General features: G+C 70.8%; 16 protein-coding genes. 4 read left to right on the plus strand and 12 right to left on the minus strand.

The window, feature by feature from the left end:
• Positions 1-74: 74 nt before the first annotated feature.
• Positions 75-2,018, minus strand: a complete 1,944-nt coding sequence (locus DMB42_RS37575) for a DUF2892 domain-containing protein (protein WP_125643200.1) — start codon at positions 2,016-2,018, stop codon at positions 75-77.
• 169 nt (positions 2,019-2,187) lie between these two features.
• Here DMB42_RS37575 and DMB42_RS37580 point away from each other — a divergent pair, with 169 nt between their 5' ends.
• From DMB42_RS37580 to DMB42_RS53660, 3 genes are read left to right on the plus strand one after another with little or no spacing between them, the layout of a single operon-like run.
• Complete coding sequence (locus DMB42_RS37580) at positions 2,188-2,859, plus strand: hypothetical protein (RefSeq protein ID WP_125643203.1); 672 nt, start codon at positions 2,188-2,190, stop codon at positions 2,857-2,859.
• Positions 2,856-3,509, plus strand: a complete 654-nt coding sequence (locus DMB42_RS37585; protein ID WP_125643206.1) for a hypothetical protein — start codon at positions 2,856-2,858, stop codon at positions 3,507-3,509. Before DMB42_RS37580 ends, DMB42_RS37585 begins: the two co-directional genes overlap by 4 nt.
• A 7-nt stretch (positions 3,510-3,516) precedes the next feature.
• Complete coding sequence (locus DMB42_RS53660; RefSeq protein WP_185845064.1) at positions 3,517-4,773, plus strand: hypothetical protein; 1,257 nt, start codon at positions 3,517-3,519, stop codon at positions 4,771-4,773.
• On the opposite strand, the gene DMB42_RS37600 is transcribed toward DMB42_RS53660, so the two are convergent.
• Positions 4,760-6,001, minus strand: coding sequence for a hypothetical protein (locus DMB42_RS37600; RefSeq protein WP_125643215.1), 1,242 nt, complete (start codon positions 5,999-6,001; stop codon positions 4,760-4,762). The genes DMB42_RS53660 and DMB42_RS37600 overlap by 14 nt on opposite strands.
• A 214-nt stretch (positions 6,002-6,215) precedes the next feature.
• Between DMB42_RS37600 and DMB42_RS37605 the strand changes: the two genes are divergently transcribed.
• A complete protein-coding gene (locus DMB42_RS37605) occupies positions 6,216-6,770 on the plus strand; it encodes a helix-turn-helix domain-containing protein (RefSeq protein ID WP_125643218.1) in 555 nt (184 codons plus the stop codon).
• On the opposite strand, the gene DMB42_RS37610 is transcribed toward DMB42_RS37605, so the two are convergent.
• The 10 genes from DMB42_RS37610 to DMB42_RS37655 all read right to left on the minus strand — a co-directional run bounded on the left by DMB42_RS37610 (position 6,746) and on the right by DMB42_RS37655 (position 12,723).
• Positions 6,746-7,498: a methylated-DNA--[protein]-cysteine S-methyltransferase gene (locus DMB42_RS37610; protein WP_125643221.1), complete on the minus strand. Its 753-nt coding sequence runs from the start codon at positions 7,496-7,498 to the stop codon at positions 6,746-6,748. The genes DMB42_RS37605 and DMB42_RS37610 overlap by 25 nt on opposite strands.
• Positions 7,495-8,055, minus strand: a complete 561-nt coding sequence (locus tag DMB42_RS37615) for an RNA polymerase sigma factor (protein ID WP_125643224.1) — start codon at positions 8,053-8,055, stop codon at positions 7,495-7,497. Before DMB42_RS37615 ends, DMB42_RS37610 begins: the two co-directional genes overlap by 4 nt.
• 103 nt (positions 8,056-8,158) lie before the next feature.
• Positions 8,159-8,461 (minus strand): DUF1416 domain-containing protein, encoded by a 303-nt coding sequence (locus DMB42_RS37620; protein ID WP_125643227.1) that lies wholly within the window; start codon positions 8,459-8,461, stop codon positions 8,159-8,161.
• Positions 8,461-9,300, minus strand: coding sequence for a sulfurtransferase (locus DMB42_RS37625; protein ID WP_125643230.1), 840 nt, complete (start codon positions 9,298-9,300; stop codon positions 8,461-8,463). The genes DMB42_RS37620 and DMB42_RS37625 overlap by 1 nt, the downstream gene beginning before the upstream one ends.
• The gene (locus tag DMB42_RS37630; protein WP_125643233.1) at positions 9,297-9,710 is read right to left on the minus strand and encodes a DUF4395 domain-containing protein; all 414 of its coding nucleotides are present in this window, start codon (positions 9,708-9,710) and stop codon (positions 9,297-9,299) included. The genes DMB42_RS37625 and DMB42_RS37630 overlap by 4 nt, the downstream gene beginning before the upstream one ends.
• 173 nt (positions 9,711-9,883) lie before the next feature.
• Complete coding sequence (locus tag DMB42_RS37635; protein WP_125643236.1) at positions 9,884-10,342, minus strand: thioredoxin family protein; 459 nt, start codon at positions 10,340-10,342, stop codon at positions 9,884-9,886.
• Positions 10,343-10,370: 28 nt separating this feature from the next.
• Positions 10,371-11,183, minus strand: a complete 813-nt coding sequence (locus DMB42_RS37640; RefSeq protein ID WP_125643239.1) for an anti-sigma factor — start codon at positions 11,181-11,183, stop codon at positions 10,371-10,373.
• The gene (locus tag DMB42_RS37645; protein WP_125643242.1) at positions 11,183-11,695 is read right to left on the minus strand and encodes a sigma-70 family RNA polymerase sigma factor; all 513 of its coding nucleotides are present in this window, start codon (positions 11,693-11,695) and stop codon (positions 11,183-11,185) included. Before DMB42_RS37645 ends, DMB42_RS37640 begins: the two co-directional genes overlap by 1 nt.
• Before the next feature lie 37 nt (positions 11,696-11,732).
• Positions 11,733-12,398, minus strand: a complete 666-nt coding sequence (locus DMB42_RS37650) for a DUF2993 domain-containing protein (RefSeq protein WP_125643245.1) — start codon at positions 12,396-12,398, stop codon at positions 11,733-11,735.
• 73 nt (positions 12,399-12,471) lie between these two features.
• Positions 12,472-12,723 carry a MoaD/ThiS family protein gene (locus DMB42_RS37655; protein ID WP_125643247.1) on the minus strand — a complete coding sequence of 84 codons (252 nt, stop codon included), beginning with the start codon at positions 12,721-12,723 and terminating at the stop codon, positions 12,472-12,474.
• Positions 12,724-12,891: the final 168 nt, after the last annotated feature.

Genomic DNA, 12,891 nt, shown 5'->3' on the forward strand with positions numbered 1-12,891 from the left:
TATTCAAATCCCCCACAGTCGGTTCTCAGTAAAATCTCGCCGATCGCAGGCTCCTCACCACGCCCTTGACCAGGTCATTGCCTGCCCTTGCGCCAGTCCAGGCGTGGCGGTGGTGGCCCGAGGTTGGGTGGCGGCTCTCCGTCGTCCTCGCCGCCCTCCAGCGAGAGCACGGCCTCGCGCACCTCGTCCAGCTCGCCCAGCGTGGTCTTGGGGAAGGTCAGGATGGCGGGGTTGGCGTCGGCCAGGCGTACGCGCCGGCCCTGGGCGGTCGCGTCGGTGACGATCACGGACGTCGTGGGGAGCTGCTGGAGCTGGTGCGGCTCGACCAGGAACTCGCGCGAGCGTTGGAGCACCCGTTCGGTCTCGGAGATCTTGTCGGCGGTCCTGCCCCACTCGGTGGACTCGGTGATGTCCTCGGCCAGGTCGGCGACGCCGTCGGCGCGGTCCTCCCGGGCGTCGTCCACCTGGGAGATGGTGGAGGTGTAGCCGCCGTCGAGGCCCGGCAGGGTCTCGCTGATCGTCTCGGTGAGCTGGGCCAGCTCCAGCCGGTGCTCGGTGCCGACGTGCTCGCTGGCGACCCGGGCGTCCTCGGCGTTGCCGAGGCGCATGAACGCCACGGCCGCGTGGCCGCGCCCCAGCCGCTCCTTCACGGTGGGGGTCAGGCTCCGGTACGTCAGCACCAGGCCGGTACGGGAGGTCTCGCACGCGTCCATGAGCCGGTCCAGTACGTCGCCGCGCAGCTTGTCCGCGCCCGCCACGATGATCGTGTGGTACCAGGGCCGGTCGGAGGCGGGCGACTGGCGCAGGATGTGGGTGAGCGCGGTGGCCACGTACGTACCGAGCACCCGGTTGCCGAACACGCCGGCCTGCCGGTCCATGCTCACCACCCGCAGCCGGGCGGGCGGCAGGCGGACGGCCTGGGTGCCCAGCGTCTCCAGCTTGCGCAGCTGCGACTCCAGGGCCCAGGCGCGCTCGATCACCACCCGGTCGCTCACGCCGCGGCCGAACAGCGTGCCGATGCGTTCGAGCTGGGTCGCGGTGATCAGGCCGAAACGCAGGTCGTCGCGCGGGTCGCCGACCTGGGCCAGGGCTCGCAGGGCGGCGGTGACCTGGCTGATGGTGGCGTTCTCGCCGAGCACTTCGAGCACCCGTTCCAGGATGGCGTTGTCGAAGCTGAGGTCGCGCGTGGTGCGGTGCTCCTCGCTCACGCTCACCACGTGGGCCAGTACGTCGGCGAACGCCTCCGGCTTGAGCGTGGCCCCGAGGTCGAGCTTCGGCAGGTCGACGGGCAACACCCAGACCAGCGGGTCGTCGCCGCCCTTGCGGGCCAGCTCGATCAGGTCCTTGGCGATCGCGCCCTCAGACAGGTCGAGCACGGTCAGGTGGCCGCCGCTGTAGAGCCGGGTGGCGCCGAGCAGGGTGATCAGCGCGGACCAGCCGGGCAGCGTGCCGCCGGCCACGTCGATGCGGTCGATCTCGTCGGGGACGGCGACGGCGTACCAGCTGAGCTGGCGCTCGTGGCGGTCCTTCGACTCCTGCCACTCGCGGTAGCGCTGGGCGTGCTCCTCCTGGGCGCGGAACAGTTCTTTGTCACGTTCCTGGCGTTGCCGGTCGTCCCTGGCCTGTTGTTCGAGCACTCTGAACCGGACCGCCCGGTCGCCCTGGAGCAGCGCGTAGCTGCAGATGCCCGCCACGCCTCCGGCCGCGACCAGGCCGAGGAGCGCGAAGGACCACCCCAGGTAGCCGGCGAACGCGGCCACGAGGATCAGTACGGACACGGTCACGGCGATGGCGCGGATCACCCGTACGGGCCGGTTGAGCATGTCCTCCTGGAGCCGTTCGCGGCGCAGCGCCTCGGTCGCGGCGCGGTCGGACGACGCCTGGTCGGGGCCGGGCTCCTGGACGGGCGAGGGGCGTTTGGGCGGTGGTCCCGGGTCGGGATGCAGCAGGATGTACTGCCAGCCCAGGTAGATGCGGTCCGCCTGGAGCTGGGCATGCTCGGGATGCACGTCCGCCACGTGACCCTCCGGCCGCGATATGTCGTTAGTTGTGGGGGCCAGCCCCTTTCCGCTCCGTGACAGCGTATGAGTTTCCACCCCCGGAGCGGCAGGGTTCGCAGCAATTCGACCCGCCAGAAGGGAGCATTGCGGCAGATGGGGCAAGCGTGACCTATTACCATCCATACCCATGACGGAACCCTCCGGCGGCAGCAGCACGAAGCCCAGACGTCCGGTGGCGGTGCCCATCGTGGGCCTTGTCGCTCTCACGGCCGTCGGCATCACCGCCTTGCTCGGCGGGCTGAACGAGGGCGACGACAAGGGCCCGGACGCGCTCGGCGCGGGCGCGACGCTCGACCAGGGCCGTTACTCCACGCGCTTCGTCGAGTCGCGGGTCAAGGTGGACAAGGCCAAGACGCCGTACGACGAGGACAAGCGCTTCGTGGAGCTGGTCTTCGAGGTCACCAACAAGGGGGACGAAACCTCCTCCGTCGGCCTGCCCCCCGACCCCGCCAAGCCGGACAAGGCCTGGCTCGGCATGTTCTTCGCCAACTCGCTCGTCTCGATCAGCCCCAAGTTCCCCAAGGAGTCCGGGCCCTTCGTCTACGCGCTGAACAAGGGCGACGAGACCCGGCAGTTGCACCCCGGGGTGACCAGCCAGGTCCTCGTCCGCTACCGGCTCGGCGCGACCGAACGCCCGCCGGACAAGATCACTCTCGACGTGGCCACCTTCGAGTACGCGCCCGGCTTCGAGGACCAGCGGCTGCGCTGGCAGATGGTCTCCAAGGAGGAAGGGGACAAGTTCGTCCCCGAGATCAAGGCCCGCGTGACGCTGCCGGTGAAGGCGGGTGAGGGGGCATGACCGCCACCGAACCGCGCTCCTCCGTCGTCCCGGACCGCGGCGACGGCCGCGACGAGCGCGGCGGGCGCGGGCGGGGTGGCGGCTCCAAGCTGCTGAACGCCTGCGTCGGGCTGCTGCTCGCGGCCGCCGCGATCGGGCTTCAGACGTTGCACATGACCCCCAACGAGGCCGCGGCCAGACTGACGTACACGGGCGCCAAGGGGGAGAACGTGGACGCCCGGCGGTTCACCGTCCGGCTCGACTCCTTCCTGGCCGCCAAGGCGATCCAGAACGGCGAGGAGACCGTCACGACGGACAACCTGTTCATCGTGGTCAACGCCTCGGCCAGGTCGAGCCTCAAGCCGTACCATCTGGGGCAGCCGCAGCTGCTGACCGCGGACGGCAAGAAGTTCGACGCCACCGACCGGATCGCGAGCCCGCTGACGCTGGCCAACACGTGGGTGCAGCCCGACATCTGGGTCAGCGGGCGGTTCTTCTTCGAGGTTCCCTCATCGGCTCTGCCGGAGGCTCGGGTGGTCTTCGGGCTGCCGGCCGAGATGCTGGTGGAGCCGTACCAACCGGAGGTCGAGGTCGACCTCGGGCTCGACGAGGAGGCCGCGCGCAAGCTCGCGGCCTCGCCGCAGGCCGTCTACTCCATCGTCAAGAAGTGATCGCACTGTGAGCACGAACGAGCGCGACTGGTTCTCCCCCAGAACCGACCACCAGCCCGAGGACCCGCCCCCACCCCCGCCCGCCGGACCGCCCTCGGTCCCCCCGAGGTCCCCCTCGTTCCCGGGCTTCCCGGAGTCCTCACCTCCCACGGCACCTCCGCCGCCGCAGGGACAGCCGCCTGTACCGCCGTCGCCGCAGGGGCCGCCGCCTGAGGCGGGGGCGCCGCAGGCGCCGCTGCCCGCCGGGCAGCGGCGGCGGCGTGCGGGCACCGGGCGGGACCGCGCCACCCCGCCGCCCAGCCGCCCCACCCCGCCTCCCGGGTACGGAGGCACCCCCGGCGGCTACGGCGGCGTGCAGCCCGGCCCCGGCGGTGCGAGCGGGCCCGGCGCCCCGGGTACGCCCGGTGGTCCTGGTGGCCCCAGAGGCGCGCAGGCGGCCGGAGCGGGGCAGGCGGCGTTCGGGCAAGGGGCTCCGGCAGGGCCCGGGTTCGGGCAGGGGGTGGCTGGGCGGGGGCGGTACGTGCATCCGGACCAGCAGGTGTGGCCGCCCGCCCAGCGCGAGTCCTCAGGGGGCAGTACCCAGCCCTTGCCGGCCATCCGCCCCGGCATGCCCGCGCCTCCCCCGCAGCAGACCCAGCCCCACGGCGGCGGCCCGTCCGAGCCGCCCCCCAGGGGGCCCCGGCAGGGCGCGCCGCAGCCCAAGCGCAGCCGACTGATCCTGGTCGCCGTGGGCGCCGCCGTGGCGTCCGTCGTCGCCATGGGCCTGAACGCCTACGACGGCTACGGCTTCTACGACACGACCGTCACCGACGGGATCGAGACCAAGGTGATCGCCGTCGCCCCCGGCCAGGCGGGCAAGGTCTTCAACATCGAGTGGAAGGCCACCCTCACCCCGACCCCCGCCCCTCAGGGCAGCAAGCACGGCGCCGAGGTCACCTGGCTGAAGGTGGACATCACCCAGAAACTGCTGGACGAGGCCAACGCCACCATGATCGCCCCGCCGGACAAGGCCAGGCTGGAGGACCGCTCCGGCCGGACCTGGACGGTGGAGTTCGATCCGGGCGACCGTCCGACGGACCGGCTGGAGCTGGGCAAGGAGTACAAGATCGAGGGGCTGGCCATCGTGCCGGCCCAGGTCGCGAACGAGGTCGAGCTCTCCTTCAGGACCAGCGACTACCGCTCCGGCACACCCGTCCAGGACTTCTTCAAGCGCGACAAGGTGGGCCCGCCGGTCGCGAACGTGTTGTTGTTCAGACGTCGCTGAGGGGCTCGCCCTTGAGGCGGGCCCTCGTGGCGGCCAGGTCGTACGTGGCCGCCATCAGCGCCATGGTGAGCACGGTCACGAACATGTCGCGCAGGAAGATCACCGGCGCCTGCTTGTACGCCCACGTCCACTCGGCCTGCGAGCCGACGAGCGTCACCACCAGGCGCTCGGCGTACTGGCCGGCCAGCGTGACGGTGACGTAGCACAGGCACATCATGCCGAACAGCGGCGCCCCTGCCTTGGCGATCATGCGCAGGGAGTTGGCCAGCGGCAGCCAGCGGTCCCGGAAACCGCCGGTGAGCTGGTCGAACGACCGCTGGGTGAGGTCGTGGCTGTCCTCCAGCCGGTCCACGCCGCGTTCGAACCGGGTGCCCTTGACCAGGCTGCGGGTCTCGTCCGAGTAGGAGCCGAACACGAGCATCGCGACGGTGAGCCAGGCCAGCGGGACGGCGACGGCGTCCAGGAAGTACGGCCAGAAGTCGCTCACCACGCCGCTGACGCTCTCCCAGAGCGGCACGCTCTTCCGCGCCTGCTCCATCAGGTCCTCCGTGCCCGCGACCACGCTGCGGTGCTCCACCCAGTCCGAGCGCAGGCCGGCGATGGCGACGGTGGCGTTCAGGCCGTAGAAGACGAAGGCGAACTCGGAGAAGGCGGCGCCGAAGCCGTACAGCCTGCCCTTGCCCTGCTCCACGAGCTTGGCGAACAACCACTTCAGGCCGAACAGCACGACCATCGCGCCCAGCGACACCCGCCAGTCGAGGTCAGTGAGGCCCTTGCCGACCTGGGTCTCCTCGCCGAACCAGGCAGCCGACGTCATGTCGTAGAAGTGGTGGTTCAGGTCCATTCGCTGGACGGCGCGGGCGTCCTCCACGTGCCAGCCCCACGACAGGTAGAGCACCGCGAAGGCGGGGGCCACCCGGTCCAGCACCCTGAAGAAACGTTCGTCCTCGACGCCTTCGCCCCTTCTGGCGCGCATCTCCCACAGCGCGCCGCGCAGGGTGAAGAGCATGCCGGTGGTGACCGTCATCACCGCGAGGACGATCAGGGTCAGGAAGGTGACCGTGCCCATCAGCCGGAGCTGCCGCAGGTCGCCGTAGGCGATCTCAGTGGCGCCGTACAGCAGGGCGAAGCGCACGACCTGGCCGGCCGCGAACCACAGGATCAGCGGCAGCGCGCACCGTCCCGCAAGGCGCAGCGTGTGCAGAGGCAGCGAGTACGGCGACGGCATCCGCTGAGCCGGCGTAGGCCCAGGTCGGGGCGGCGCCATCACACCAGTCGATCCGGACATCTGCTGAATCGTAGCGGTCTGCCCCTAACACCGCAGCCGCAACCCGCGCACCGCGTGTGACCCGCGTTCCTGCTGCGCATTCCTGAGCACTGAGGAACAGAGGAAAGCGGGAATCGGCGGCCACACCGGACGAGCCGTGCGGCACGATGGCGTTATGGACCCGCTCCCCGCGTTCGACCAGGACCCAGCCGTCGTCGGCGATCGGCTGCGACGGCTGCGACAGGCGCGCGGGGTCTCGCTGTCCGAGCTCGCCAAGCGGGCGGGCATCGGCAAGGCCACACTGTCCGGCGTCGAGACCGGCACCCGCAACCCGACGCTGGAGACGCTCTGGGCGATCACCGCACAGCTCGGCGTGCCCATCGGCGCGATCCTCGACTCACCGCCCGAGCCGCAGACCATGCGCGGCACGGCCATCGAGGCCGACCTCCTGGAGGTCTTCGAGGACGACAACGTCACCTACGAGCTCTACCGCGTCCGTGTGCCGCCGGGCCTCACCCAGACCTCGCCCGCCCACCACGAGGGGGTCAGCGAGCACGTCACGGTCTTCACCGGCACGCTCAGCGCGGGCCCCCTCGACGCGCCGCTGACCGCCGGGCCAGGCGACCACATCTCCTGGCTCTCGGACGTGCCCCACGGCTATCGCGCGCACGGCCCCGACGTCGTGCGCGCGACCCTCCTGATGCGCTACCCGGCCAAGCCGCCCACCTGAGCGGGCCGGCACGTACGGCACGGCCGGTAGCCGGCCGCCCTGGCCTGGGCGATGCTGCGGAAGCCGTGCCGGTGCGCCGGGGTGATCCGGCGGGCGTTGTGGCAGGTCGGGAAGCACACCACGCCGGTGGTGTCGCTGGCCAGGTAGAACACCCGCTCCCCGGCCAGGTCGCGCACCCGGCCGAGGTCGACGCCCTCGGCCAGCAGCAGCCGTTCCTTGGCCGCCCGGCCGAACACGTAGTCACCGGCCACGCCGTCGGACCTGACGACCCGGTGGCACGGCACGAGCAGCGGCACCGGATTGCCGCCGAGCGCCGTCCCCACCGCCCGTACGGCCCGCGGCCGGCCGATCTGCGCCGCCACCCACGAGTACGGCCTGACCTCGCCTCTCGGGATCGTCCTGACCGCGTCGAGCACGTCACGCTGGAAGCCGCTGACGCCGCGCAGGTCCAGCGCCACCTTCCCCAGGCGGCCGGTGCGCAGCGCGGGCACCAGCCCGGCGGGCGGCCGTTCGGCGGCCAGCAGCGGCCGGCCGAACCGTTTCCTGAACGAGGCGGCGAAGTCGTCGCCGGCGTGCACGTACGCGACGCCCTGGTCGGTGAAGGCCACCCGCAGCGCGCCGATCGGCGCGGGCACGTTCACCCAGCGGGCGGCGATCCGGTCGAGCAGCCCGGCGGGCGCGTCGGTGGCCAGCCCGGCGAGCCCGGCCAGCAGTGAGTCGTCGTTCATCGGGCACCTCCCAGTTCGCGCAGTCGCCGCAACCCGCGTGACACATGTGATTTCACCGTGCCCTGCGGGATCTTGAGCACGGTGGCGATCTCGCTGACCGGCAGGTCCACGACGTGCCGGAGCACCACCGCTGCCCGCTGCTCGTCGGGCAGCAGGCCGAGCAGTTCCGACAGCTCGTCGCCGGTCTCCCTGCGGACCGCGGCCTCCTCGACGTCCTGCGCCGGGTCGGGCTCGTCGACGGGCTCGTCGCGGAGGTCGGGTGGCGGTTTGCGGGATTTCGCCCGTGCGCAGTTGCGCCAGATGTTCATGAGGATCGTCATCAGCCAGGCCCGGGGCTGGAGCGCGGCCACGCGGTCGCGGTCGTACCCCGAAAGGGCCCGGTAGGCCCGCAGGAACGCCTCGGCGGTGAGGTCCTCGGCGTCGGCCCAGCGCCCGCTCAGCCGCAGCGCGGTCGAGAAGACCAGGCCGCGATAGGTGGCGTACAGCTCGGCGAAGCCCTCGTCGAGGTCGTCGAGGAGCGCCTTGCGCACCGGGTCGAGACAGTCGGTTGCACTCACGACCTCTACAACACCGCCGCGTCCGGTTTCGTTGCACGTGCCGGAAACGCGGACGGGGCCCGTGTCCGAGGTGGACACGGGCCCCGTCGAGGCGATCTCGTGCTCAGACGGCGACCGCGAGCTGGGAGACCTCGCCCAGCTTGGCCTCCACCTGAACGTCCCGGGTGACGCCGCCGCCCGCGATGATGCGGACGGTCCAGTCACCGGGAGCGGCGAAGAAGCGGAAGACGCCGTCGTCGGAGACGACGACCTCACCGGTGAACTCGCCGGAGTCGTCGAGCAGCCGCGCGTAGGCGGTGGTGGCGCCCGTCACCACACCCTGGATGACGGCCTGGTTGGACAGATCGATCCCGGCCGGCAGCGCGATGGTCTGCTCCGGCGCTCCGCAACCCTGTGCAGTGGTCATCAGCGGGCCTCTCCCAGCTCGATCGGCACGCCCACGAGCGAGCCGTACTCGGTCCACGAACCGTCGTAGTTCTTCACGTTGCCCTGGTCGAGGAGCTCGTGCAGCACGAACCACGTGTGCGCCGAGCGCTCGCCGATGCGGCAGTAGGCGATGGTGTCCTTGCCGAAGTCGACGCCGGCGTCGCCGTAGAGCGCGCGCAGGTCGTCGTCGGACTTGAAGGTGCCGTCGTCGTTCGCGGCCTTGGACCACGGGATGTTGCGGGCGGTGGGCACGTGGCCGCCGCGCTGCGCCTGCTCCTGCGGGAGGTGGGCCGGGGCCAGCAGCTTGCCCGTGAACTCGTCGGGCGAGCGCACGTCGACCAGGTTGAGCTTGCCGATCGCGGAGACCACGTCGTCGCGGAAGGCGCGGATCGCGGAGTCCTGCTCCTGGGCGGTGTACTGGGTCTTGGCGCGCTCGGGCACGTCGCGGACCAGCTCGCGGGAGTCGAGCTCCCACTTCTTGCGCCCGCCGTCGAGCAGCTTGACGTCCTGGTGGCCGTAGAGCTTGAAGTACCAGTAGGCGTAGGACGCGAACCAGTTGTTGTTGCCGCCGTAGAGCACGACGGTGTCATCGTTGGAAATGCCGCGGTCCGACAGCAGGGCCTCGAAACCGGTCTTGTCCACGAAGTCGCGGCGGACCGGGTCCTGCAGGTCCTGCCGCCAGTCGACCTTCACGGCGCCACGGATGTGGCCCTTGTCATAGGCGCTGACGTCCTCGTCGACCTCGACGAGTACGACGCCAGGGTTGTCGAGGTTGGCCTCGACCCAGTCGGCGTCCACCAGTGCGGCGGAGCGGCTCATTGGGAAACCTCCATGTTGGCGGCGGGCAGTAGACGGCGGAAGAGCAGGTACGTTTCGCAGCCGAGGCAGAATCCGAAGGCTGCGTTGAGGAAGGCGGCGAGGAGAGCCGCGGCCGTGGCCCCGAGGGCCAGGGGCGTGATCCCGGCGACGAACCCGGCCAGCCCCACGACCGCGAAGACCAGCCCCACCCCCTGCGCGAACCGCGGCGGGCGGGCGTCTTCTGTCTCCTTCGGGGCACTCCTGACGAGCGCCTTGAAGAGCATCGTGTACGGCGAGAGCCGCGCGACTCCGAGTGCGAAGACCACCGCCTGGGCGGCAAGCAGCCACGCGCTGCCCGTCACGAGGACGAGAGCGAGGACCAGGGTGGTGATGGCCGCGCCGAAGCGCAGAGCTCTGGGATCAGCACGCATCACAGGATGCTCCTGAAGGGGGCGATGGGGCGGACCAGATGTCCGCGGTGACCGTCCTCAGGCAGCGCGACAGAGCGCGGTGGCGACGCGGCAGAAATCAACTGCGCGCCGCTTCGTGAGCAGCTCTGTCGACGGGTTCATGGCGTCGACACTACTCGTCGTCTCGCCATCTGTCACATCTCGTCCGAGTTCTGAGACAGTTCGTGAGACGACTGTGACTCCCCGGAGGGAATCGCGGCCGCCAGCGCGGCCAGTACGTCGGCCTTCCGCGGCTGGCCAGACGCCTTTTTGACGACGTTCCCTGACGGATCCAGCACAATTACGGTGGGCGTGCGCATGATGTCGAGCCGGCGCACCAGGTCGAGCCGGGACTCGGCGTCGATCTCGACGTGCGCCACCCCGGGCACGAGCGCGCTCACGTCGGCCAGCACCCGCCTGGTCGCCCGGCAGGGCTGGCAGAACGCCGTCGAGAACTGCACCAGCGTCGCCCGCTCGCCCATGGCGGCGCCCAGCATGTCCGCGGTCAGCCGGTCGCCGGCCGCCGTACGCACCCGTCCGTCGCGGCGCAGACGTACCACCCCGATCACCGTTCCGAGCGCCAGCGTCGCCAGCGCGATCCACAGACCCGTCACCTCAGGTGCCAACCACGGGCGTCCGCGATTACTTCCGCGCCGGGCCGTCGACGTTGACCAGCACCCGTCCGGCCCGGTCGACGACCTCGAACCGGTCGATGTGCCGCATGAGCACCGGCGTCTCCATCTGGAAGACGGTCTCCTTGCGGTAGGTCTCGCGGCTGACGGTCCAGCTCCCCACGACCTCGCGCCGCCCGCCGTCGTCGTAGACGGCCAGGCTGCAGTCGGTGCCGACCGGCACGTTCCGTACGGTCACCAGCAGTTCGGTGCTCGCGCCGCCGGGCAGGGCGTAGACCGTGGCGTAGTAGTCCTCGGCCGAGTTCTCGCCCTTGAAGGCGCGGCCGTCGCCGGTCCGTCTCGCCGTCGTGGGCGTCGCGCTCGGCGTCGGGGCGGCCTTCCCCATCCGGGTTTCGGGCGCGGCGTCGCTGGCCACGAAGGGCTCGGTCGTCAGCGACTTCTCGGCCGCCGAGGACTGGGGGGCGGCCGCGGGCGCGGCGGCGGTCTGCTGGGCGGTGTCCTGCCGGGTGGCGGTCCAGACCGTGCCGCCGAGGGCGACGACGGCCACCGAGGCGGCCACGGCCAGCATGAGCCGGCCGCGCCGGTACCGCTTGACCCGGGCGTTCAGCAGCCGGTCGAGCACCTGGCGCGGCGGGCTGGCGACCAGCTCGACGTCCCGTTCTGACACCTTGCCGAGGAACGCGGCGACGCCTTCGAGTTCGAGCAGCTCGGCGCCGCAGGTCTCGCAGGTGGCCAGATGGTTGTCGACCTCCAGCGCCTCGTCGGGCTCCAGCGCCCCCAAGGCGTGCGCGCCCATGGCCAAACGCACTTCTTCGCAGGTCATCACGGCGCCAGCCCCCGTTCTTCGAGTGCCAGCTTGAGCGCGCGCAACGCGTAGTAGGTGCGCGACTTGACCGTGCCCGGCGGAATGCCCAGCGTCGCCGACGCCTCCTTCACCGATCGCCCCCGGTAGTAGACCTCCAGCAGCACCTCGCGGTGCTCGGGCCGCAGCGCGGCCAGCGCCTCGGCCACGGCCCACGACTCGACCGCCCGCTCCAGCTCGTCGTCGGCCGGCAGGACCGCGAGCGCCTCGTCGCCGGTCTCCTGCGGCCGGGCCTTCTTGGCCCGGTGCTGGTCGACCACGAGGTTACGCGCCACCGTGAACAACCACGCCCGGATGGGACGGCCGGAGAGCGCGTCGGGGTGCCGCCAGGCCCGCAGCAACGTCTCCTGCACCACGTCCTCCGCACGTCCGGAATCACCGGTGAGTCGCAGCACGTACCCGTAAAGTGGCCCGGCGTGCTCGTCGAAGAGGGTGCGTACGAGCTCCTCGTCCGCGGTGCCTGCTGCGCTCACGTCCTCATCACGTACGGGAGGCCGCAGCGGTTCAGGCTCATCCACGGATCGGCACGTCAGACGCTTCGGCCGAGAACTCCAATCCGTCGGCCACGTTCTCGACCCCGGTGATCTTCACGTCGAAGGGCAGCCCGCCCTTGAACGGGATCGTGTAGCCGACGAACCCGGCGAGCTGGTCGGGCACGCCCTCGATCTTCTCCGCCTGGAGCCTGATGGCGCCGTCGGTGACGACGACCCGCATCTCCGCGTTGAACTGCACCTTGCGCACCCCCACCGTCACCTCTCCCGACGCCACGAGCCGCCGCCCGTTGCCGCTGATCTTGACGCCCCGGGGCGCGTACTTGTCGATCGTGGCCCGGGTGAGCGTGCCGCTCACGGTGACGCGCCCGGCCCGGACGTCGGCGCGGTTCTGCAGCACGTCGGTCAGCGGGGCGGTCACGTCGTAGGCGGCGCCGCGCAGGTTCTTGACCGGCACGCCCCCGTAGGTGAGCGTGCCGAGATTGAACCGTACCTCTGGATAGTGCCCGGAGACTGCCTGAGTGAGAAACGGGATGCCCTCGATCTCGACCGTGGGGGTGCCGCTGAGGTCGGAGGCGGCCGCGATGCGATTGGCGAGATCGCGTTCCACGCCGGCCACTGCGACGCGGTCGAGGGCGATGAGGAGGACGCCCAGCACGATCAGAAAGACGATCAGCTTGCGCATGTGGCTCCCTGTCGGTGGCGGGGGTTGACGAGCCTATCGACTGGCAGGTCTCATTCCCCGCCAGGGCCGGCGATCACCCGCCGGCGAAGGGCGGCAGCACCTCGACCGTCACGCCCTCGCCGAGCACGACCGAGTCGTGGGCGCGCAGGCCCACGGGCGCGCCGTCGACCAGGAACGACGAGCGGCCGACCACTCTGGCGAGCTCGGCGCGGTTCTCTGTGATTTTGGTCATCAATTCGTCAAGAGTGGCCGCCTCGAACGACTCTTCCGCCACTCCGGCGGCCTCCTTGGCCGCCGCCCAATAACGTATTCTTCCTGTGGCCATGCGTTGCCTCACAATCGCGTTCGCTCTATTGTGCGGCGTCCTTAACGCGCTTGTTCCACGGGAGTCGCTGTTCACCAGGTGGACGCGCAATGGACGCGACTTAGTCGTGGGATATCCTCGCTTACAGGACCTGGGCGACATCGCCCCCGGGTCCTTGCGTGTTCGAGG

This window comes from Nonomuraea sp. WAC 01424 (assembly GCF_003947315.1).
GTDB classification, from domain to species: Bacteria; Actinomycetota; Actinomycetes; order Streptosporangiales; family Streptosporangiaceae; genus Nonomuraea; species Nonomuraea spiralis.

Coding starts and splice junctions, on each gene's coding strand:
- DMB42_RS37650 (WP_125643245.1), bottom strand. CDS start 12,398: ATGCGCAAGCTGATCGTCTTTCTGATCGTGCTGGGCGTCCTCCTCATC.
- DMB42_RS37625 (WP_125643230.1), bottom strand. CDS start 9,300: ATGAGCCGCTCCGCCGCACTGGTGGACGCCGACTGGGTCGAGGCCAAC.
- DMB42_RS37580 (WP_125643203.1), top strand. CDS start 2,188: ATGACGGAACCCTCCGGCGGCAGCAGCACGAAGCCCAGACGTCCGGTG.
- DMB42_RS37620 (WP_125643227.1), bottom strand. CDS start 8,461: ATGACCACTGCACAGGGTTGCGGAGCGCCGGAGCAGACCATCGCGCTG.
- DMB42_RS37610 (WP_125643221.1), bottom strand. CDS start 7,498: ATGAACGACGACTCACTGCTGGCCGGGCTCGCCGGGCTGGCCACCGAC.
- DMB42_RS37585 (WP_125643206.1), top strand. CDS start 2,856: ATGACCGCCACCGAACCGCGCTCCTCCGTCGTCCCGGACCGCGGCGAC.
- DMB42_RS37600 (WP_125643215.1), bottom strand. CDS start 6,001: ATGCCGTCGCCGTACTCGCTGCCTCTGCACACGCTGCGCCTTGCGGGA.
- DMB42_RS37605 (WP_125643218.1), top strand. CDS start 6,216: ATGGACCCGCTCCCCGCGTTCGACCAGGACCCAGCCGTCGTCGGCGAT.
- DMB42_RS37630 (WP_125643233.1), bottom strand. CDS start 9,710: ATGCGTGCTGATCCCAGAGCTCTGCGCTTCGGCGCGGCCATCACCACC.
- DMB42_RS37640 (WP_125643239.1), bottom strand. CDS start 11,183: ATGACCTGCGAAGAAGTGCGTTTGGCCATGGGCGCGCACGCCTTGGGG.
- DMB42_RS37655 (WP_125643247.1), bottom strand. CDS start 12,723: ATGGCCACAGGAAGAATACGTTATTGGGCGGCGGCCAAGGAGGCCGCC.